24 protein-coding genes and 1 pseudogene are annotated in these 21526 nt (G+C 36.8%); 16 read left to right on the top strand and 9 right to left on the bottom strand.

Annotated features, from left to right (window positions below):
• Positions 1 to 2: 2 nt before the first annotated feature.
• From Q0X77_RS08720 to Q0X77_RS08730, 3 genes are all read right to left on the bottom strand, one after another.
• Positions 3 to 311: a rhodanese-like domain-containing protein gene (locus Q0X77_RS08720; protein WP_297796038.1), complete on the bottom strand. Its 309-nt coding sequence runs from the start codon at positions 309 to 311 to the stop codon at positions 3 to 5.
• A gap of 63 nt (positions 312 to 374) precedes the next feature.
• Positions 375 to 995 (bottom strand): thioredoxin family protein, encoded by a 621-nt coding sequence (locus Q0X77_RS08725; protein ID WP_297796041.1) that lies wholly within the window; start codon positions 993 to 995, stop codon positions 375 to 377.
• A 10-nt stretch (positions 996 to 1005) separates the two neighbouring features.
• Entirely contained in the window at positions 1006 to 1545 is a 540-nt protein-coding gene (locus tag Q0X77_RS08730; protein WP_297796044.1) for a TlpA disulfide reductase family protein, read from the bottom strand.
• A gap of 134 nt (positions 1546 to 1679) precedes the next feature.
• Here Q0X77_RS08730 and Q0X77_RS08735 point away from each other — a divergent pair, with 134 nt between their 5' ends.
• From Q0X77_RS08735 to Q0X77_RS08795, 13 genes are all read left to right on the top strand, one after another.
• Positions 1680 to 2126, top strand: coding sequence for a MarR family transcriptional regulator (locus Q0X77_RS08735; protein ID WP_297796047.1), 447 nt, complete (start codon positions 1680 to 1682; stop codon positions 2124 to 2126).
• 8 nt (positions 2127 to 2134) lie between these two features.
• Positions 2135 to 2767, top strand: coding sequence for an NAD(P)H-dependent oxidoreductase (locus Q0X77_RS08740; protein ID WP_297796049.1), 633 nt, complete (start codon positions 2135 to 2137; stop codon positions 2765 to 2767).
• A gap of 45 nt (positions 2768 to 2812) precedes the next feature.
• Positions 2813 to 3391 carry a YceI family protein gene (locus Q0X77_RS08745; RefSeq protein WP_297796052.1) on the top strand — a complete coding sequence of 193 codons (579 nt, stop codon included), beginning with the start codon at positions 2813 to 2815 and terminating at the stop codon, positions 3389 to 3391.
• Positions 3392 to 3604: 213 nt separating this feature from the next.
• Positions 3605 to 5146 (top strand): aryl-sulfate sulfotransferase, encoded by a 1542-nt coding sequence (locus Q0X77_RS08750; RefSeq protein ID WP_297796054.1) that lies wholly within the window; start codon positions 3605 to 3607, stop codon positions 5144 to 5146.
• A gap of 262 nt (positions 5147 to 5408) precedes the next feature.
• On the top strand, positions 5409 to 6806 hold the full coding sequence (locus Q0X77_RS08755; protein WP_297796057.1) for an anthranilate synthase component I family protein: 1398 nt from the start codon (positions 5409 to 5411) through the stop codon (positions 6804 to 6806).
• Positions 6807 to 6825: 19 nt separating this feature from the next.
• Positions 6826 to 7389, top strand: a complete 564-nt coding sequence (locus tag Q0X77_RS08760) for an aminodeoxychorismate/anthranilate synthase component II (protein ID WP_297796059.1) — start codon at positions 6826 to 6828, stop codon at positions 7387 to 7389.
• Positions 7390 to 7425: 36 nt separating this feature from the next.
• A complete protein-coding gene (gene trpD, locus Q0X77_RS08765; protein WP_297796062.1) occupies positions 7426 to 8418 on the top strand; it encodes an anthranilate phosphoribosyltransferase in 993 nt (330 codons plus the stop codon).
• Positions 8418 to 9203 carry an indole-3-glycerol phosphate synthase TrpC gene (trpC, locus tag Q0X77_RS08770; RefSeq protein WP_297796065.1) on the top strand — a complete coding sequence of 262 codons (786 nt, stop codon included), beginning with the start codon at positions 8418 to 8420 and terminating at the stop codon, positions 9201 to 9203. Before trpD ends, trpC begins: the two co-directional genes overlap by 1 nt.
• Positions 9200 to 9841 (top strand): phosphoribosylanthranilate isomerase, encoded by a 642-nt coding sequence (locus Q0X77_RS08775; RefSeq protein WP_297796068.1) that lies wholly within the window; start codon positions 9200 to 9202, stop codon positions 9839 to 9841. The genes trpC and Q0X77_RS08775 overlap by 4 nt, the downstream gene beginning before the upstream one ends.
• 12 nt (positions 9842 to 9853) lie before the next feature.
• Entirely contained in the window at positions 9854 to 11035 is a 1182-nt protein-coding gene (gene trpB, locus Q0X77_RS08780) for a tryptophan synthase subunit beta (RefSeq protein ID WP_297796071.1), read from the top strand.
• A gap of 34 nt (positions 11036 to 11069) precedes the next feature.
• Positions 11070 to 11843: a tryptophan synthase subunit alpha gene (trpA, locus tag Q0X77_RS08785; protein ID WP_297796074.1), complete on the top strand. Its 774-nt coding sequence runs from the start codon at positions 11070 to 11072 to the stop codon at positions 11841 to 11843.
• Positions 11840 to 12064, top strand: a complete 225-nt coding sequence (locus Q0X77_RS08790) for a hypothetical protein (protein WP_297796077.1) — start codon at positions 11840 to 11842, stop codon at positions 12062 to 12064. Before trpA ends, Q0X77_RS08790 begins: the two co-directional genes overlap by 4 nt.
• 40 nt (positions 12065 to 12104) lie before the next feature.
• Complete coding sequence (locus Q0X77_RS08795) at positions 12105 to 13598, top strand: M20/M25/M40 family metallo-hydrolase (RefSeq protein WP_297796080.1); 1494 nt, start codon at positions 12105 to 12107, stop codon at positions 13596 to 13598.
• A 71-nt stretch (positions 13599 to 13669) separates the two neighbouring features.
• Here Q0X77_RS08795 and Q0X77_RS08800 read toward each other — a convergent pair whose 3' ends face one another.
• Entirely contained in the window at positions 13670 to 16216 is a 2547-nt protein-coding gene (locus Q0X77_RS08800; protein WP_297796083.1) for a phosphoenolpyruvate carboxylase, read from the bottom strand.
• 268 nt (positions 16217 to 16484) lie between these two features.
• Complete coding sequence (locus tag Q0X77_RS08805; RefSeq protein WP_297796086.1) at positions 16485 to 17147, bottom strand: uracil-DNA glycosylase family protein; 663 nt, start codon at positions 17145 to 17147, stop codon at positions 16485 to 16487.
• Positions 17148 to 17277: 130 nt separating this feature from the next.
• On the opposite strand from Q0X77_RS08805, the gene Q0X77_RS08810 reads away from it, so the two are divergent.
• Positions 17278 to 17409 carry a 30S ribosomal protein THX gene (locus Q0X77_RS08810; protein WP_297796216.1) on the top strand — a complete coding sequence of 44 codons (132 nt, stop codon included), beginning with the start codon at positions 17278 to 17280 and terminating at the stop codon, positions 17407 to 17409.
• On the opposite strand, the gene Q0X77_RS08815 is transcribed toward Q0X77_RS08810, so the two are convergent.
• The 4 genes from Q0X77_RS08815 to Q0X77_RS08830 form a co-directional block, all read right to left on the bottom strand.
• Positions 17406 to 17801, bottom strand: coding sequence for a hypothetical protein (locus Q0X77_RS08815; RefSeq protein WP_297796089.1), 396 nt, complete (start codon positions 17799 to 17801; stop codon positions 17406 to 17408). The two genes, Q0X77_RS08810 and Q0X77_RS08815, sit on opposite strands and share 4 nt — an antisense overlap.
• A gap of 27 nt (positions 17802 to 17828) precedes the next feature.
• The gene (gene yaaA, locus Q0X77_RS08820) at positions 17829 to 18590 is read right to left on the bottom strand and encodes a peroxide stress protein YaaA (protein ID WP_297796092.1); all 762 of its coding nucleotides are present in this window, start codon (positions 18588 to 18590) and stop codon (positions 17829 to 17831) included.
• Between the two features lie 97 nt (positions 18591 to 18687).
• Entirely contained in the window at positions 18688 to 19713 is a 1026-nt protein-coding gene (locus Q0X77_RS08825) for an RluA family pseudouridine synthase (RefSeq protein ID WP_297796095.1), read from the bottom strand.
• 3 nt (positions 19714 to 19716) lie between these two features.
• Positions 19717 to 20304 carry a PASTA domain-containing protein gene (locus Q0X77_RS08830; protein ID WP_297796098.1) on the bottom strand — a complete coding sequence of 196 codons (588 nt, stop codon included), beginning with the start codon at positions 20302 to 20304 and terminating at the stop codon, positions 19717 to 19719.
• A 108-nt stretch (positions 20305 to 20412) separates the two neighbouring features.
• On the opposite strand from Q0X77_RS08830, the gene Q0X77_RS08835 reads away from it, so the two are divergent.
• The gene (locus Q0X77_RS08835; RefSeq protein ID WP_297796100.1) at positions 20413 to 21387 is read left to right on the top strand and encodes a D-alanine--D-alanine ligase; all 975 of its coding nucleotides are present in this window, start codon (positions 20413 to 20415) and stop codon (positions 21385 to 21387) included.
• Positions 21388 to 21422: 35 nt separating this feature from the next.
• Positions 21423 to 21526 (top strand): annotated as a pseudogene (locus Q0X77_RS08840) (adenylyltransferase/cytidyltransferase family protein); the annotation flags it as partial.

Raw genomic sequence — 21526 nt, forward strand, 5'->3', positions numbered from 1 at the left:
CTTCAGACTATATGACCATTCCATTCAATTATTCCGCCCATTAGGTTATAGGCATTGGAAATACCTATGCTATTCATTATGGCGCAGGCCTGCCTGCTGCGTTGACCAGATCTGCAGTAAACATAATAATTCTTGGATTTATCAAGCTTCTTTAGTTCCTCTAAAAACTCTTGCCCCAAATAAATATTTAAATTGATCGCATCAGCAATTTGTCCCTGTTCCATTTCTTCCGGGGTCCTGACATCCAGAATAACCGCGTTATTATCCTGGCCCAATTGGTCAACCCATTCCTCTTGTAATAAATCTGCCATTTTAAATCGCTTTTTAAGTTAAATGAGGGCGAAGGTACAAACTCCTTAAGTTTTCGCAAACATTTATCGTTTGCGCGATTTAATTGAACAACCAATAGCCCGGGTAGTGGTTAAAGATATTTCCTCTCCATTTAACAAGGCATCCACAGCGTTCTCAACATATTTGGTCTTAACGGCGGACTCATCGGAATAGTTGTCATCAATTGTTCCGATATAGCGCACTACATTTCCCTGTTTGGTTTTCTCGAGCAAATATACATGGGGTGTTTTAGTTGCTCCATATTGCGGAAATATCTCCTGTTTTTCATCAACTAAATAGGGAAAAGTGAACCCTTTTTCAATTGCTCTTTTTTTCATGTGCTGAATATCATCTGCCGGCTGTAGATCCGGATCATTTGGATTTATGGCAATTACGGGTACTCCTTTAGTCTTGTATTTTTTATCCAGGGCAATAATCCTGTCTTCATAGGCAATTGCATAAGGACAGGTATTACATGTAAAAATCACCAAATAACCCTTTGCATCCTTGAAATCCGCTAGAGAGATCCTTTTTCCATTAATATCAGGGAGACTGAAATCAGTTGCATAATCCCCAATACCATAACCTTTGTCAATTTCATTAAGAAAACCATTGTGACTTAAAAAAACCGTTATTAAAACTAAATTGACTAATAGATATTTCATCTTTACTTAATTATTTAAATTCACCTAATTCTTTGTTTAGCATTTCGTAGGTAAAGGTTTGTTCATAGAACTTTCTTTTATTACGATTATAGATCAATGTCGCCGGTATAGCCCCGGACCAGTTCTTGTCAACTTTTGGAATCCAGCTATTTTGATCGGGATCATCTAATATCACTACTTCCGATTGAAGATCTTTATTCCTTATAAAAGGAATCAATTTTGACTTCCACATGGAAGGCATATCCAGACTCACTAAAATCACCTTCCAGTTGTTAGCCTCTCCTTGCTGGTTGATTTTTTCGAAATAGGGCAATTCTTTAATGCATGGTGCACACCAGGTTGCCCAAAAATTTATGATATATGTTTTATCATCCTTAGTATACAAAAGAGTTTCCAAATCATCAAAGTTATACACCGGGATACCCAGGCTATCTGCCGTAGCGAATCCAGTACTAACGAATTCTGAATTCTCAGATGTCGATTTCTTGCGTTCTTTAAAATCGCATCCTGTCAAAACCAGGATACTTAAAAACAGGACCAAACGAATCATCAAGGTTATTGCTTGTTTAAATAAATTTAAGCAACATTAAAGAAGGCATAATAAATTTAACAAAATTTTATCTGCTCAGGAGTTGTGGATTATTATTGAGTAATTATATTTGTATATACAAATGTTGTTTATACATGAATGTAGAAGCTGTAATAAAAACTGATAAAAAGATTCCTCTTAACAGCAGGACTATTATTCATATGATGTTGGTTCACAATGAGGTTACCGAGAAAATAGCGCATGCTTTTAAACCCTTTGGTATTTCTGCACAGCAATTTAATGTATTACGTATCCTCCGGGGTCAAGGCGGAAAGCCTGCCAACTTATCAACATTGAATGAGCGTATGGTTAATAAAATGAGCAATACCACCCGCTTGGTAGATAAATTATTAAACAAAGGATACGTAGAAAGGAAAATATGTCCTTCGAATCGACGCAAAGTAGAAATAACCATAACGGAGCAAGGATTGAAGGCCTTAAAGGAAATGGATATCGCGCTCAAAAGAACAGAAAATAAATTATTGGGGAAATTTTCAGAAGCAGACCTGGAACAATTAAACGAATTACTAAATAAATTTTAACAGATCATATGAATTCATACTTAGATAACCTTAACTGGCGCTATGCAACAAAAAAATTTGATAGTGAGAAAGAAATCTCCGAGGAAGATTTGAATACCTTATTGGAGGCTATTCGTTTGAGTCCTTCTTCATACGGACTTCAACCCTATCATGTCATTGTCATAAAGAATAAAGGATTACGGGAAAAGTTAAAATCCGCCTCATGGGGTCAATCGCAAATTACTGATGCCTCTCATTTAATAGTCTTTGCAAATAATACCAGTTTTGATGCTGATCTTATTGATCGCTATTTAACTAATGTTAGTCAAACCAGGGAAATTGAACTTAATAATCTGCAGCAATACGGAGATTTTATGAAATCTAAACTCATAGATCTTCCCAATAACCTAAAAGAATCCTGGACTGCAAAACAGGCTTATTTGGCTTTGGGTAATTTACTTTCTGCTGCGGCAAGCTTAAAAATTGACGCCTGCCCAATGGAAGGCTTTGAAGCCAACGTTTACAATGAACTATTGGGCTTAAATGATAAAAAACTGAATACAGCTGTTGTAACTGCTGTTGGATATAGGGCGGCAGAGGATGACACCCAACATTACAGGAAAGTCCGACAATCAAAAGAATTATTATTTACACATATATAAAACCTTTAATTTAAAACAATTATTAAAACAAGTAAATTTAGAAACATGAAAAAGAATGTATTAAGTCTGGCATTAGCCATAGTTTTTGGAACAACAGCATTTGCCAATTCCGATATAAAGGAAGAAAAGAAAGAAGTCAAAGCAAGTGAGAGTACGGTTACATGGAAAGCTTACAAGGTAACGGGTTCCCATACAGGCACAGTTAACCTAAAATCAGGAGCACTGATGTTTGATGATGGAAAACTGACAGGTGGAGAATTTGAAGTAGATATGACTTCAATGGTAGCTACGGATCTGGAAGGGGAATATAAAGATAAATTGGAAGGGCATCTGAAGTCCGATGATTTCTTTGGCGTGGAGAATAATCCAAACTCTTCCCTAGTATTTACAAATGTAAAGGCCACCGGTAAAAACTCATATGAAGTACAGGGAGACCTTACCATTAAAGGGATAACCAAGCCAGTCACATTTGATGTTTCTGTTTACGGAAGTAAGGCTACAGCCACTTTAAAAGTAGATAGAGCCCAATACAATGTTAAGTATGGTTCCGGAAGTTTCTTTGATGACTTGGGTGACAAGACAATTTATGACGAATTTGATCTGGTTGTGGATTTAGAATTCTAATTCAAATTTCCCCCTCATTAAATCCTGAATATCACTTCGTATATTCAGGATTTTTTATTTGACAAAATCGCAATTAAAGATCTGGGTTTTTCTTAACTTATAAGGTTATTTTCCTGGTCGTATGACGCTTAAATACAACATTTATTAAATCAAAATTTGAAGAAATATTCATAAGAATCAGATGTAAAACTATATTTTTAGAAAAAAATATATATGACTTTAAAAGTGATGATCCGTTTGGTTTGTTCAATGGTTGTTGTACCATTACTTTTTAGTAGTTGTGGTCCTGACCTTAATTATTCCATAGAAACAACACTGAACCCATATAAAATTGCACCATTAACCGCTCTTCTGAATATTGAAGCAGAGAAACCTTGTGATGTTACTATCAAAGTATTAGGGAGGTCGCCAGTAGAACAAACTTTTAGACTTAATTCTACCAATTTAGAGATCCCTGTTCTGGGTTTATATCCGAATAAGCAAAATAACGTTCTTGTTACTTTGGATTTTGAGGGCGGCCAGTTAACAGATACGATAAAAATTAAAACAGAGAAGACTCCAACTTATTTTCCCAGGATTTCTATTAACAAGTTAAACCGAAATCAAATGGCGTCCGGAATGCACGGTTGTGATATCCATTTTGCGAACAATGGGAAATTTAGGTCAGAACCTTTAATTTTTGATGACCAGGGCCAGGTACGCTGGTATCTTGATTTAGGTTTTGCCGGAAAAATGGTCAGTCCTTTTCAGCGACTTAAAGATGGAACTTTATTAATGGTAAGCCGGAATGTTATTTATGAGTTTGATATGTTGGGCAAATTATTAAAAGAGACTAAGATAAATCCCAATTATGGTATGCATCATGATGTACTGGAATTACCAGATGGTAATTTACTTATTTGTGTAGGTAAAAAGGGAAATTATATTGAAGTAAACGGGGAGTCTGTTATGTCTGACAGCGACTTTATCATATTATTTGACCGAAAGAAATCTGTAATCACAAAAGAGTGGGATTTAGCTAAACATTTGGATGTAAGCAGAAGTGAATTAAATTTTTTCAGACCAGGTGATTGGCTTCATATGAATGGTTTGGCATTTGATCAAAGAGATAAATCCATAATTATATCCGGGAAAAATCAAGGTTTGATCAATATTACATGGGATGATACCCTCCAATGGATAATAGCTCCAAAAAAGCATTGGGGAAATTCTGGCAGAGCTGGTAAAGGTTTCGACATAAACCCCTATTTGCTGACTGCAGTTGATGCCCAAGGAAAATCATTTTCCAAAACTGTGCAAGAGGGTATTGAAAGTATAGATCAATTTGACTTTGCCTGGGGAATGCATGCACCACTCCAAATGCCCAATGGGAATCTTTTTGTTTTTGATAACGGCCCCAAGAGAAATTTTGAAAATAAACTTCATTATTCCCGGGCCGTGGAATATAAAATAAATAAAGAGGAAGGAACCGTAGAACAAGTATGGCAGTATGGTAAGGAAAGAGGTGAAGAATTTTTCTCCCCAATTGTAAGTGATGTTGATTATCTGGCCGCCTCAAATGCAATTTTGATTACCTCCGGATTTTTAAAAACGGCAACCAGCCATACAGCTAAAATTGTTGAAGTGGATTATACGACAAGAAAAGAAGTTTTTGAAGCAACACTTTATTTCAAAAGTGAAAATGGAGATAAGACTAATAATTGGGGACAATCAGATATTTTATACAGATCTGAACGTATGGAGTTGAAGTATTAAATGGCCCAAATTTATTGACAATTGGAAAAATTCTAGGCTATATTTATATTTCCTGCAAATTGATTTGTAGTTATAAAATTCCTTTCTATATTTGACTTAATGAAAATTAGAGTAGTAAATACTTGGTGGTGGAATAACTTACGTCTTAAGTCGTGAGCTAAGCACCATTGTAGTATTACTATACGAAAAGGCTTGTCTATCACGACAAGCCTTTTTGATTTTTCGGAATTAGCTGGTATCAGAATCTAAATATTTGCAGATTATGTCATATGAACTAAAAACACATTATAAAGAAATTCTCGCAGACACTATCACTCCCGTTAGTGTGTATTTAAAAATTCGCGATACTTTTCCCAATAGCATTCTCCTGGAGAGCAGTGATTACAGGGCCAATGACAACACTTTTTCATATATATGTTGCAATCCAATAGCATCCATAAAAGTTCAGGAAGGGCAAATTACTCAGTCATTCCCGGACGATTCCGTGAATGAAATTTCGATAAACAGCGAAACTGATGTCGTGGAAATTATCCATGATTTCAGTCAAAAATTTAAGGCCGAAACCAATGGTTTTAAATTCATAAATAATGGATTATTTGGTTATATGTCCTATGATGCGGTTAGGTTCTTTGAAGATATTTCTATCTCCAAAAAAGAAGGTGGTCTGGAAATTCCCGATATATATTATGCCGTATATCAAAATATTATAGCGATAAATCATTTTAAAAATGTCGCTTATATATTTGCGCATTGCTACGATTCTGAGAATAATATTTCTGAAATTGAACAACTTCTTAATATCAGAAATTTTGCCACCTATAACTTCAGAAAAGAAGGTAAAGCCTCATCAAACCTAAATGATGAAGAATATAAAGAACATGTAGCATTGGCCAAAAAACATTGTAAAAGGGGTGATGTTTTTCAACTCGTATTATCGCGTAGGTTTTCTCAGGGATTTAAAGGAGATGAATTTAATGTCTACAGGGCACTACGCTCTATTAATCCCTCTCCCTACCTGTTTTATTTTGACTATGGTAATTTCAAAATCTTTGGCAGTTCTCCGGAAGCGCAATTGATTGTTAAAGATGGGAAAGCTGAAATACATCCAATAGCAGGGACTTTTAAACGAACGGGGAATGATGAAGAAGATGCCGAATTAGCCAAAAAATTAACCGAAGATGAGAAAGAAAATAGCGAGCACGTCATGCTCGTAGACCTTGCGCGAAATGATTTAAGCCGCCATGGGAATTTGGTGAAGGTAGAAAATTACCGGGAAGTCCAGTTTTTCTCGCATGTCATTCATTTGGTTTCCAAAGTAACCGGGCAAAAGAAAAAAGAAACTGCGACTATGAAAGTTGTGGCCGATACTTTCCCGGCGGGTACCCTAAGCGGGGCACCCAAACATATGGCGATGCAACTGATTGAAAAGTATGAGACTACGAATAGAGGTTATTACGGTGGAGCTATAGGATTCATGGATTTTCATGGAGATTTTAATCACGCGATAATGATACGCACATTTTTAAGCAAAAACCACCAATTATATTACCAGGCAGGGGCAGGTTTGGTGGCAGCATCTGAGCCCGAAAAGGAATTACAGGAAACTTATAATAAACTGGGGGCTCTCAATAAAGCTCTTGAAATTGCTGAAACCATCTAACTAAGACAAAGATTTAGCTATGAATAAAATATTGGTTATAGATAATTACGATAGCTTTACGTATAACCTGGTACATTATCTGGAAGATTTAGGATGCGAGGTCGTGGTGAAACGAAATGACCGACTAAGCTTAGATGAAGTTAATGATTTTGAGAAAATAGTACTCTCTCCTGGTCCGGGCATCCCCGATGAAGCTGGATTACTTAAAGATATTATTGCAAAATATGCCCCAACTAAAAGTATATTTGGAGTTTGTCTGGGGTTACAGGCAATAGGTGAAGTTTTTGGTGGGACATTAATCAATTTGGATGAAGTATTCCATGGCGTTGCAACCCAAATAGTGCTTGGAAAAGACGATCCGTTATTTGAAGGTTTACCGGATGAAATTGTAGTTGGAAGATATCATTCCTGGGTTGTAGACCCAAACCTTCCCGATGTCCTTGAAGCGACCTCTTTTGATGAAAAAGGTCAACTAATGTCCTTAAGGCACAAGACCTACGATGTTTGTGCTGTGCAATTTCATCCAGAATCCGTTCTAACCCCTCAAGGCAAACAAATGCTTAAAAATTGGATTAGGAGTTAACCTGGATAATTGTGCTACTGTTATAAATTAAGACAAATGAAAACAATATTAAATAAATTGATTAATCATGATATCCTTTCCAAGGAAGATGCCAAAAAGGTATTGGTCAATATTGCTAAAGGAAATTATAATAACAGTCAGATTGCAGCATTTTTGACCGTCTACATGATGCGCAGTATCACTATTGAAGAATTGGAAGGGTTCAGGGATGCACTTTTAGAATTGTGCCTGGCCGTAGATCTATCTGAGTACAACCCTATTGATCTTTGTGGTACGGGAGGCGACGGTAAGGATACTTTTAATATTTCTACGCTGGCATCATTTATTACAGCCGGTTCTGGGATAAAGGTAACGAAACACGGCAATTACGGAGTATCTTCTACATGTGGAAGCAGCAATGTGCTGGAGTTTTTAGGAATAAAGTTCAGTAATGACGCGGACTTTCTTAGAGAATCGATTGATAAAGCAGGGATTTGTGTCTTGCATGCGCCATTGTTTCATCCGGCGATGAAAAATGTTGCTCCGATAAGGCGTGAACTGGCGGTTAAAACTTTCTTTAATATGCTCGGGCCTATGGTAAATCCGGCTTTTCCGACAAATCAAATCGTTGGTGTATTTAATCTGGAATTGGCCCGAATGTACGGGTACCTCTACCAGAATACAGATAAAAAATATACAGTGCTCCACGCCTTAGATGGTTATGATGAAATTTCATTAACAGGGAGTACAAAAACTATTTCCAATAATGCAGAAGGTATTTTAGATCCATCGGATTTTGGAGTGGACGTTGTAAAACAACAAGATATAACAGGAGGCGGAAGCATAGACAAATCTGCCCAGATTTTCATGAATATATTGCAAGGCAAAGGCACCGAAGCCCAAAATAATGTTGTTTGTGCCAATGCCGGAGTTGCCATTGCCACGGTTCTGGATATTAGTCCGCAAGAAGGTTTTGAAAAAGCAAGAGAATCCCTGCACAATAAAAATGGGTTGGAGGCTCTAAAAAAATTACAACAATTAAGTGCCTGATGAATATATTAGAAAAAATTGTTGCGGATAAGAAAAAAGAGATACGGCTAAAAAAAGCTGTAATCCCTGTCAGACAATTGGAGGCTTCGTCACTTTTCCAAAGAGAACCCTTATCACTTGCCCACAATCTCCGTGATAGCAAAACCGGTATTATTGCCGAACATAAGAGAAGATCACCATCTAAATCAGTGATCAATCAAAATTGTAATGTCCAGGACGTTGCCAGTGGTTATATGCTTGCTGGTGCCTGTGGCATGTCTGTTTTAACAGATGGTAAATACTTTGGAGGGTCGTTGGATGATTTGCTTCTTGCCAGATCCGCCGTTGAATTTCCCCTCCTGAGAAAAGAATTTATAATAGACGAGTACCAGGTTATTGAATCTCGTTCTCACGGAGCTGACACAATTTTGCTAATAGCAGCTATTTTGTCAAGAAAGAAAATAAAAATCCTTTCAGAATTAGCCAAAAGCCTGCAATTAGATGTACTACTGGAAGTTCATAACGAGGAAGAATTAGTTAAATCTTTAATGCCCAGTTTGGATATGCTGGGTGTAAATAACCGAAACCTCAAAACCTTCGAAGTTAACTTGGAGACGAGTGCCGAGTTGTCTGAAAAGATCCCGGATGAATTTGTAAAGGTTTCCGAAAGTGGTATAAGTTCTGTGAGTGCTATTAATGAATTAAGAGAATTTGGATATAGGGGATTCCTTATTGGAGAAAACTTTATGAAAACTGCGAACCCGGGGGAGAGCGCAGGGCAATTTATAAAACAATTAGGTAGATGAAACTGAAGATTTGTGGAATGAGAAATAATATTGAAGAAGTTGCCGAATTGCAACCGGATTATCTCGGGTTTATATTCTGGAAGCCTTCCAGGCGTTTTTTTCAAGGTGATATTCCCGGTTTACCTAAAACCATTGGCAAAATAGGCGTTTTTGTGGATGCCACAGTTAATGAAATTATACAACAGGCTAAGATTCATGATTTAAATTTTCTACAATTACATGGCAGCGAATCTCCTGCTTTTTGTGAGAAATTAAACGAACAATTACAAATCCAAAACCTTAGCGCTGAAATTATAAAGGTATTTAGCATTTTGGATAGTTTTGACTTCACACAATTAAATGCCTATGAGAAATCAGTCGATTACTTTTTATTTGATACAAAGGGCAAATTGCCGGGTGGTAACGGATATCAATTCAACTGGGAAACCCTGAAAGGATATCCATCCAAAAAACCATATTTTCTTAGCGGTGGAATAGGTCTTGAAGAAGTAGAAGAATTATTGATATTCCTTCAAAAGGAAGAGTCCAAACTCTGTCACGCCATAGACGTCAACAGTAAATTTGAACTATCCCCCGGCTTAAAGGATATTGGGAAATTAAAAGAATTTAAGAACAGGTTGTACGAAACCAACCTATAAAAACATAAGAATATGACTTATCATGCTGATGAAAAGGGTTATTACGGACAGTTTGGAGGAGCATATATACCAGAAATGCTGTATCCCAACACCGAAGAACTGAGGCAAAATTATCTTCAGATTATGGAAGAACCATCTTTTGTCAATGAATTCCAATCTTTGCTTAGAGATTATGTTGGGCGACCCACTCCTTTATATTTTGCCAATCGTCTTTCAGATAAATATCAAACAAAAATTTACCTTAAAAGGGAAGATTTATGCCATACAGGCGCCCATAAGGTAAATAATACCATTGGACAAATATTGATGGCCAAACGACTGGGTAAGCGGAGGATCATTGCAGAAACAGGAGCTGGGCAACACGGCGTAGCTACCGCAACAGTATGTGCTCTTATGGGAATTGAGTGTGTAGTATATATGGGTGAAATAGATATTGCCCGTCAGGCCCCCAATGTAGCCAGAATGAAGATGTTAGGAGCCGAAGTAAGACCTGCTTTATCAGGCAGCAGAACACTAAAGGATGCCACCAATGAAGCCATTCGCGACTGGATAAATAATCCTGTAGACACCCATTATATTATTGGTTCTGTCGTGGGTCCTCACCCCTACCCTGACATGGTTGCCAGATTTCAAGCTGTAATTTCAGAGGAAATACAAGCACAACTTATAGAAAAAGAGGGTACTCCAAACCCTGATTATCTGGTTGCCTGTGTAGGTGGTGGGAGCAATGCAGCAGGCACCTATTACCATTATCTGGATAATGAAGATGTTGGAATCATTGCCGTAGAGGCAGCTGGTAAGGGAATACATTCCGGGGATAGCGCAGCAACTTCTGCTCTTGGCAAAGTAGGTATTATTCACGGCAGTAAAACACTCCTTATGCAAACTCAGGATGGTCAAATAACAGAACCTTATTCGATTTCTGCAGGCTTGGATTACCCGGGTGTTGGTCCTATGCACGCCAATTTATACACCTCCGGAAGAGGTGAATTTATTTCGATTACCGATGATGAAGCTATGACAGCAGGCCTATTGTTATCACAATTAGAAGGAATTATACCTGCAATAGAGACATCACATGCCTTCGCCATTTTGGACTATAAAAAATTTCAACCGGATGATATTGTGGTTATTAACCTCTCAGGAAGGGGTGATAAAGATTTGCAGACCTATATAGATTATTTCAAATTATAACTAGTTTCTTTAAGTGAAACTGAAGTTGACTAAAATGAAGAACAGGATAAAACAAAAACTTAGCGAAGACAAAAAACTGCTATCTATATACTTCTCCGCAGGTTTCCCTAAGCTCAGCGATACGGTTTCCATAATTCAGGATTTAGAAAATAACGGAGTGGATATGATAGAAATTGGTTTACCGTTCAGCGACCCCCTGGCAGACGGCCCTACCATTCAGGAAAGTTCTACCATAGCCCTGAAAAATGGAATGAGTACCGATTTACTGTTTACTCAATTAAAGGACATCAGAAAGTCAGTCTCAATTCCCTTGCTTATTATGGGGTACTTTAATCCCGTCTTGCAATACGGAGTAGAAAACTTCTGTAAGAAATGTGAGGAAATAGGCGTAGATGGCCTGATCCTGCCAGACTTACCCCTGGATGTTTACCAGGATGAATACGAACCTATATTTAAAAAACACGGACTGATCAATGTTTTTCTGATTACCCCACAGACCAGTGAAATCCGGATTAGACAAATTGATAACGCCTCTGAAGGCTTCATTTATATGGTAAGTTCAGCAAGTACTACGGGAGCTAAACAAGGAATGGGAGAAGAACAGGAAGCTTATTTTGAGCGAATTGCACGAATGGATCTTAAAAACCCACAAATTGTAGGTTTTGGGATTAGTAATGCCAGGACTTTTCAGCAGGCCACAAAGACTGCCAAGGGTGCTATTATTGGTTCGGCTTTTATAAAAATGTTATCAAAAAAGGGTAAGGCGGGGATTTCAGAATTTATTAAAACCATTAAACCACGCTCATGAATATAATTAACAATTGGAAAATTATAATCTTATTGTGTTTAACATTGGGATTGGCTCCTTTTTTCCCCGAACCTCATATTTGGGGTAAATTACGGTGGGTTTATGGAGGAGCTATTGGTATGAAATTTATGGATTGGTTTGACCTTGTTTTACACGGCTTTCCATTTGTACTTTTTATTCGCCTTCTAATTTTAAAGCTTAAGGATTTGCTCAACCCATAGAAATACCTATTTTTAAAACTTTATCAATTCAGATGACTATATGAAAAAATTAATAGCCCTGTTATTTCTTCACATTTTTTGGAATAACAACGCGCAGGATGTTGAATTAAAAACACAAGTCAGGCATACGATTGATGAGCTTCGGGAATTTATAGCCATTCCGAATGATGCCTTAATACATTCGGATATAAACAGAAACCTTTCATGGCTTACAAAAAAATTTAATGAACGCGGGTTTAATTCATCTGTTCTCCCCACTGAAGGAGAATCACTTTTTTTTGCCGCCCTCCCCATGGAAGATGATAAACCAACTATCCTCTTTTATATGCATTTCGATGGACAGTCTGTAGACCCTGCGAAATGGGATCAGCCCGATCCGTATGAAGTAGTCCTTAAGGCAAAAGAAAATGGGGAATGGAAAACACTTTCATTTAATGATCTTAAAGAGGACATAAATTATGACTGGCGATTATTTGGCCGTTCTACATCAGATGATAAAGGACCTATTGTTATGTTCCTGAATACTATTGATCTTTTGAAAAAAAATGACATAGAAATTCCTTTTAATATTAAGGTAATATTGGATGGGGAGGAAGAGAAAAGCAGTGCCCCGCTGCCAAAGGCCGTAAAAGAATACAGGGAATTGTTAGAAGCAGATTTTCTGATTATTTCTGATGGTCCGGTACATTCTTCCGGAAAACCAACTATTGCCTATGGCACCAGGGGAATAACAACATTAACGCTAACTACTTATGGTCCGATTAAGCCACAGCACAGCGGCCATTATGGAAATTATGCGCCAAATCCGGGGTTTCAATTAGCCCAGGTTGTAGCTGGCATGAAAGACAAAAACGGAAAAGTTTTAATTGAAGGTTACTATGATGGTATTAGCCTTGACGAATCAACATTAAATATCTTGCAAAGTGTACCGGATGATGCCAAAACTATAAACACCCATCTTGCCATTAAACAACCAGAACTGGTGGGCTCGTTTTATCAGGAAGCGTTACAATATCCTTCATTAAATATTCGCGGACTCTCTTCGGGATGGGTTGGAGAAAAATCGCGAACTATTGTACCGGCAAGTGCTACTGCTGAAATAGATATCAGGCTGGTTCCGGAATCTGACGGGGATCGTTTGAAAAACCTGGTAAAGAAACATATAGAAAATGAAGGGTATTTTATATTGAATGAAGTACCGGATATGGACCAGAGAATGAAGTACGAGAAAATAATAACTATTACAGAGGGTACGGTAACAGATGCATTCCGAACAGATTTGGATAATCCTTATGGTAATTTCCTTGTAAATACATTTAAAGAAACATTCTCAGAGGATGTTGTTCAAATAAGGATTATGGGGGGTACGGTTCCCATTGCACCTTTTATCAACGAACTTAAGATTCCGGCCTTTCTGGTTCCCTTAGTGAATCCGGATAACAATCAGCACAGCCCTAACGAAAATCTAAAAATTGGTCAGATTGCGTATGGCATCCAGGTGTTTTATGGAATAATGAGCAATAAAATGGAATAGACAACGAGCGTCTTCTTAAGTTTATTTCATTAATCTGATCTATTAATTTTTAAACGAATTTCAGGCTAATCTTAGGCGGAATTTCTACTGGCGTTGATATTGCCATATAGGGAACGTGTCACTATCTTTTCATAAAGTGCCTTGTACTCCGAATTCTCGCTGATCTGATGCAGGGCATACTGTTGAATTACCAATAAAGGCAGTACAATACTTTCCCTGATTTTGATTGATTCTCGGGAAACCCTTTCGTTTTCCATCAGAATTTTTGAATTGCTGATTAGCAAAAGCATTTTTTTTGATAACAGATATTCATCATGCAGGATATTCCAGAAATCCCCGTATTCCTCATCATCTTTCATGTACGCTGTAAGTTCAAAATAACACTTAGACAAGGACATCATACTATTGCGCATTAAAGTTTCAAAAAAGGGAACTTCTTTGTATAGTTTTCTTAGCTCCTTTAGTTTTCCCTGATCTTTTAACGTACTTAGTGCTGTACCTATTCCAAAATAACCGGGTACATTTTGTTTTAGCTGACTCCATGAGCCAACAAACGAAATAGCCCTAAGATCTTTGAGTTCTAATTTTGCCTTTTGACCTCTTTTCCCCGGTCTGCTTCCAATATTGGCCTTGGTATAGTATTTTAGAGTACTTCTGTTTTCCAAATAAGGGATAAACATTTCATGCTGTTTAAGTGCATCGTATTTTTCATAACTAAGATCGGAAAGCTCTTCCATTAACTTCCGTGAATCTTTGGAGATTACATTTTCTTTACCAAACAGGTTATTGGATAATCCTGCGGTTAAAAGCTGTTCAGAGTTATGCATAAATTGCTCCTTGGTTCCATAAGTACTAGTTATGGTTTGTCCCTGAATGGTCAGTTGAATTTCATTATTGGCAATATCTTTGGTTTGTGCCGCATAAAATCGATGTGTTTTTCCTCCCCCACGTGCCGGAGGTCCTCCGCGACCATCAAAAAATATTGCACTTATGCCATTCTTAGAACAGACCTTGGAAAGGACTTCTTTAGTTTTTAATATGGACCAATTGGCTTTTAAATAGCCCCCGTCTTTGGTGCCATCTGAAAATCCTAGCATCATTGTCTGCTTTTCACCACGTTGTACCAGATGTGAACGATAGTCTGGTAAATCAAATAAGGACTGCATAGTTGTTTCGGCAGTGTCCATGCCATTCATTGTTTCGAAAAGCGGAATTATATCAAACGTAATTTTTCCCTTCTTCCAGCCGCACCATCTGAAAAGTCCATAAACAAAAAGAACGGAAAATATGTCTTCTGAGTTGCTTATGATGTAACGGTTACAGCCTTCTTCACCGTTTTTAAGCTGAATATCTTTTAATTGTGAGATATTAACTATGGTGTCTTTTACAATTTCATCATTAAAATCATTAGGATCTAGTTCCAGATTTTCATTGAGAAGTAAATCAGTTAATTCATCTGCTGAAAGTTCGTCAAGGCTTTCTTTGATAAAACCTTTTGCCTTAAGTACTGTTTCAACAACCAGGAAGTGTTTACTGTGGTCCTGCCGAATATCTAATGTTGCAAAATGAGTTTTAAATATTTTTACTTTATCAATTAGATCATCCAATTGTTTTAGATAAAGCGCGTTATACTTATCCAGCAATATTTCGCGAACAGTGAGTAGCGGTCCTAAAATATCCTCAAAACTTACCACTTTATTGCGGTCGAACATGGATATATATAAGCGATCCTTCAATTTATTCAAATGAGGCTGCAGGGAATTAAACGTAAGTTTCTTTCGAAGTAATTTTAGTTCATTATAATAACATTTCATTAAGCTGATACGAAGCTCATCTGCCACATCGTTCGTAATCTCTGCAGTCACAAAAGGATTGCCATCCCTATCACCACCAGGCCAGAATCCGAGTTTTATAATATCATAATTCTCAAATTCATCATTATCAATATTACTTTTTATATACGTAAACAGGTCGCCTAAAGCATCATAGTACACATTTCTTAAGATGTAAATGATGTTTGAAGCTTCATCAAGGGGTGTGGGCTTTTTTGTATTTATTAAAGAGGTTAAGCCTAATTGTTGAAGCACCACATCAATATCATTAATCTTATCGCCGAGAATCAGTGATTTTAACTCTTCTATAATATCCAGCACGGCAGGGGTATAAAACTGCGTTGGATGCGCCGTAAGAACAATTCGCGCACTAAAAGATGATAATTTCTTTGCAATCTTATCCCAACTTTTATTTTTATCAACTAATTCAAAGTAATCTTTTATGGACAGCGAACTTGTATGCTCATGAAGCTTTGGAAAAGCGGCATCTTCCACACTATCGTACAACACCACCTGTCGCTCAACGTATTGTATAATACGGAACATAAAATCAATTCTTTCTTTTTCAGAATCGATGTTTGCATAGTACTGAAAAAATTGATCTAAAATCTGTTGTGGGTTTTTACCTGATTTTAGTCCTTTCTCACATCGATTAAACAATACAGGAATAAGTATGCCCACATTTTCAATATTCGCGTAAGGTAGGTTTAAGAATAAGCTATTATATACATAAAACTTATTGGTGACCAATTTCTTAAATTCCTCTAATCTTTCTGTCTTATGCATATTGTTCCTAAATATTCAATTGATTTAATGGATTTCCTTATAAAATGGTTTTCTTAACCCTTAAATATCCGCAATAATATATAATCTTTAAACTGAAAATTAGCAAATCACAAAATAATTTGTCGTTCTAGTAAACCTAACAATTCTAATAAGATCAATTTACTCGTTGCAAATTGTCCCACCGGACTTCAAAATAAAGGCAAGGTCAGCCATTTTTAACTAAATTTTTGACATGGATTAGTTGTCTCTAAGGCCAGACTTTGATGATTTAGAAAAAAGATCGGTATTGATCTACTCTGAATTGTAAAGTAGTATACTCCGGATCAATGGCCTTAATCTTTTTATAAGCAGCAAAACTACCAACTGCCCTGTTTGCAGCACCGGAAGGAGCTGTTAAGGATACCGTTCTGACGGTTCTTTTTGAGTCTTCACTTAAGATAAACTCGTTTATTCTGGGTATTTCCTGCGATACTGTTTTAAGCTTAATACCGTGCTCCCTGAGTTGTTTTCGAAAAAAGTATTCCGGCCCGTTTTTACTATTTCCACCTGTAAACAAGAGGGTATCTACCTTTCTATATTTATGTAAAAATCCAATAAGGTTTCTGAGTGAAACATTCTTCATCCCCAAATCTGATGCATCTATTTTAGTACGTTGCGCGGATTCAACAATATCGCAGATACCAATTTTATGACGTATTAGAAAATCAACACGTTGTTTTACGGCTTCATTTGTTGTTTCATACTTTAAATTCAATCCAAAAATATGGTCTAAAATTGGCCATAATTGACCATTTCTGCTTCCATAACAAAAATCCACATCTCCTTCCCTCAACTCTCTGGTCGTAAATCTGGGCGGTGGTAATGTACCCACAATGAGCTTTGTGGCATCATCAAATAAAAAGGGATCATATGGGTGAGCGTGTAAAAACAAATTATTGGGTTTTTAAGAGTATTGCACTAAAATTACGCTATTCCGTAAAGATAGTTCTTTGAAGAAAGACAGAAAGGCACATTGGATTTTTACGCCAGATTTTGTACTTTCAAGAAAAGAAATCACACTTATGGGTAAAGGGGATATTAAAACCAAAAGAGGTAAGATTGCTAATAAATCTTATGGCGCCCGCAGGCCTAGGAAGGCAAAGGGAAAAACTGTTGTTGTTAAGAAGAAAAAGACGAAAGCAAAAAAAGCTTAATCCACGATGAACTGAAGTACTACTTCACCTTCTTCATTTATGTTGAGGGAATAGGTATAAAAACCTATGGGTAATTCATCTTCACCTACAAAATCTATTGGCTGCAGCACAAAAACTTCTTCACCGGATTTAATTTCAATAAAGGCATAAGTATAAGCAGTCTCATATACCAAATAATCTGAATAATCCCCGGGTGCTATATTAGTGTACAATTCTTCATTTGAGGCTACCTGTACCTCGTCAAAATTGATACTACTACTATTATTTATTCGGATATTGATGGTATCTACTTTGTCGTCAATATCTGTGCAACCTATTGAAAATAGTAAAACACTTAAAATAGCAAAACCTAAATTTCTCATGGTAAAATGTTTACGAATAGAACTATTCATTATAAACGATTACATCAGAAATTTATTCTATCTAATAAAAACGGGCTGATTTTCTTTTAGAGTATGTTCTTTACTGAACATATATTGCTCCCGGTTAAATCCCCTGATGTCATCCAGCGTCTTAGCATCAGTATCCAAAATATAACGTACCATTGAACCCCGGGCCTTTTTAGCGAAAAAGCTGATCACTTTTAACTTATCATTCTTCCAATCCTTAAATACGGGAGTGATAATGTCTGCTTTTAACTCTTTCTTATCTATAACACTAAAATACTCGTTGCTGGCAAGGTTTATAAAAAGTTCTCCCTCATCCATTTCTTCGTTTAGAAAGTTAGTCACTGTAGATTTCCAAAATTCATAAAGGTTCTTTTTACGACCAACTTTTAAGGGTGTACCCATCTCAAGGCGGTAGGGTTGAATTAAATCCAATGGCTTTAAAATACCATAAAGACCAGAGAGAATTCTAAGACTATCCTGCAATTTTTCCAATTTGTCTGAAGGAATACTGTAGGCATCTAAACCCTGATACACGTCGCCATCAAAAGCATATACGGCAGGCCTTGCATTCTCAGGAGTAAACGGAAGAGTAAACTTATTGTTGCGATCCCAATTCAATTCAGCCAAATCATTCGAAATACCCATCAATTTGGATAATGCCTTAGGATTCTTCTTTGCCAGGATCTTATTAAGTTTTAAAGACTGTTCAAGAAAATTCGGCTGTGAGTAGTTCACAGATGGAATAGATCGTTCATAATCGAGTGACTTGGCAGGAGAAAGCACAATCTTCATAATACTAGTAATTTGAGTTAAAAGTAAATAGGTTTTTTGTGAATTCCCATATAGAAGTCAAAAGACTTATCAATACCTTTATCAAAGAAATTTATACCTACTGAGAGTGTTTTGAATAATTCTTCCATTTCTCAACACAATATAACATATCAGGGGGCAACTCAGTATCAAAGCGCATCATTTTTCCAGAGACAGGATGGATAAATCCAAGTGTTTTCGCATGTAAAGCTTGTCTTGGCAAAATTTTAAAAGCATTTTCCACGAACTGTTTGTATTTAGTAAAAGTGGTTCCCTTTAATATTTTGTCCCCTCCGTAACGTTCATCATTAAAAATAGTGTGTCCAATATACTTCATATGCACCCGTATCTGGTGCGTCCTTCCGGTTTCCAGCCTACAGGAAACCATTGTCACATAACCCAGACGTTCCAAAACTTTATAGTGGGTTATTGCTTCTTTTCCCTTATCCCCCTCAGGGAATACCTGCATTTGAAGTCGGTTTTTGGGATTGCGATCTATGTTCCCGATAATGGTGCCTTCATCTTCTTTCATATTTCCCCAAACCATGGCCACGTATTCCCTTTCACTGGTTTTGTCAAAAAATTGTTTTGCCAAATGAGTCATTGCCTGATCTGTTTTGGCAATTACCAATAATCCGGAAGTATCCTTGTCAATTCTATGAACCAGGCCTGGTCTTTCATCGGAATTTACCGGTAAGTTCTTAATATGATGTAAGAGGGCATTAATTAAGGTACCTGAATAATTTCCATGACCCGGATGCACAACCATACCGGCTGGTTTGTTTACAACCAATAGGCTTTCATCTTCATACACAATATCCAGTGGAATATCTTCCGGGGTCAACAATAACTCGTAAGGAGGGTGCTCAAAATACACTTTAACCTCATCACCCGCTTTTACCTTATAATTTTGTTTAACAACATTATCGTTTACCCATATATGACCTTCTTTGGCAGCTAATTGAATTTTATTGCGCGTTGCATTCTCAATAAAGTTCATGAGAAACTTATCTACGCGCAAAGGCTCTTGTCCTTTGGAGGCAATAAAATTATAGTGCTCAAAAAGTTCCTCTTCTGGTAGATCTGTGGTGTTTTCAACTGCCATTTCTTATTCAGAATCGACTTTAACTTTCGCCCGTTCCGTTATAGTGCCATTACCACAGACCAGTTCAATTTTAGAAGTTTTTGGAAGTTTGTCTCCGGGATTAATGGTCTTTCCCTTATGCCTGATATAATACACCATGTCTTTTCCCAACTCATCAATATAGGTGATGCGTTCCACATCCAGACCAACTGCTCTGAGCATCGATCCTGCATTGCGCTGTGTTACCTGAATAACATTGGGTACCGTTACTTTTTTATAGCCTGAAGGATTAACAGTTATATAAATCTTCCTATTTTCCTTGACTTTATTACCAGCAGGTGGATCTTGTTCAATTATTGAAAATCTGGGGTATTCAGGATCATAGTTCGCAGAATCCAAAACCTCATATCGTAAATTGGCATCCTCAATTACATCTCGCATTTCCATCACAGAGAGTTTAGCGAGATCCGGAACCATGACAAATTCGCCATGTTTTGTAGACTTTTTTAACCATTGCAGGATCAATACAGACAAAATTATGATCACTAAAAAGGCAAGCCCTATATTGATCAGAAAAACTTTGCTTCTGAGAAAATTCCAAAAATTTTTCATTGCCTTTTAAATTTATGTCGCAAATATAGGAAACCCTATCATTTTTTATTTACGTTAAAATCGTGATATTTGTCTTAACTGGCCAAAATGTCATATATATAACACTACATGAAAAAGAATATTGCCATTATTATGGGGGGCTATTCCAGCGAGTTTGATATCTCAATTAAGAGTGGCAATGTAGTTTATAAATATTTGGATAAACAAAAATTTAACGCCTATCGAATTCTGATTTCCAAAGATAAATGGGTTTATATAGACGACCAAGATAACGAACTGCCGATAAGCAAACACGATTTCTCTGTAAAGATCCGGGATCAATTAATAACATTCGATTGCGTATTTAATGCTATTCATGGTTCACCCGGGGAAGATGGTCTGATGCAGGCCTATTTTGAATTATTGGCTATCCCTCAAACTTCTTGTGATCATTACCAGGCTGCCCTGACATTTAATAAAAGGGATTTACTCAGTGCGCTGAAACCCTACGGTATTAAGGCTGCTGATTCTTATTATTTAAACTTTGGTGATACTGCAGACCATAAGGCAATTGAAGAAAAAGTAGGTTTTCCTTGCTTTGTTAAAGCAAATAAGGCCGGAAGTAGTTTTGGAATTTCGAAGGTATATGAGAAAAAAGATTTGCCTTCAGCAATTGATAAAGCTTTTCAGGAAGACAATGAAATAATTATTGAATCCTTCCTCGATGGTATTGAGGTTTCAGTTGGTGTAATAACTTATCATGGCAAAACCAAGGTCTTACCGATAACAGAGATTATTACAGATAATGATTTCTTTGATTATGAAGCAAAATATGAGGGAAAATCTAAAGAAATTACACCTGCCCGAATTAGTAAAATACAGGAAGAAAATGTTAGTCTGATCGCTAAAAAAGCTTATGAAGTTTTGAAATTGAAAGGTTTTTCCCGAAGTGAGTTTATTTTTATTCATGACCAACCCTACATGCTGGAAATAAATACGAATCCCGGTTTAACTGAAGAGAGTATCCTGCCTCAACAGGCGGCCAAAGCAGGTATTAGTTTATCAGAGCTATTTGAAAATGCAATAAATGAAGCATTAAAGTAAATTGAGTACATTTAAGTCATAAAATCAAATTCCTAATGAAAAGAGCTATTTTTCCGGGTTCGTTTGATCCAATTACATTGGGCCATTCTGATATTGTTGAAAGGGGAATTTGTCTATTTGATGAACTGATCATTGCAAT

Origin of the sequence: uncultured Eudoraea sp. (assembly GCF_947258925.1) — a bacterium.
Classification (GTDB): domain Bacteria; phylum Bacteroidota; class Bacteroidia; order Flavobacteriales; family Flavobacteriaceae; genus Eudoraea.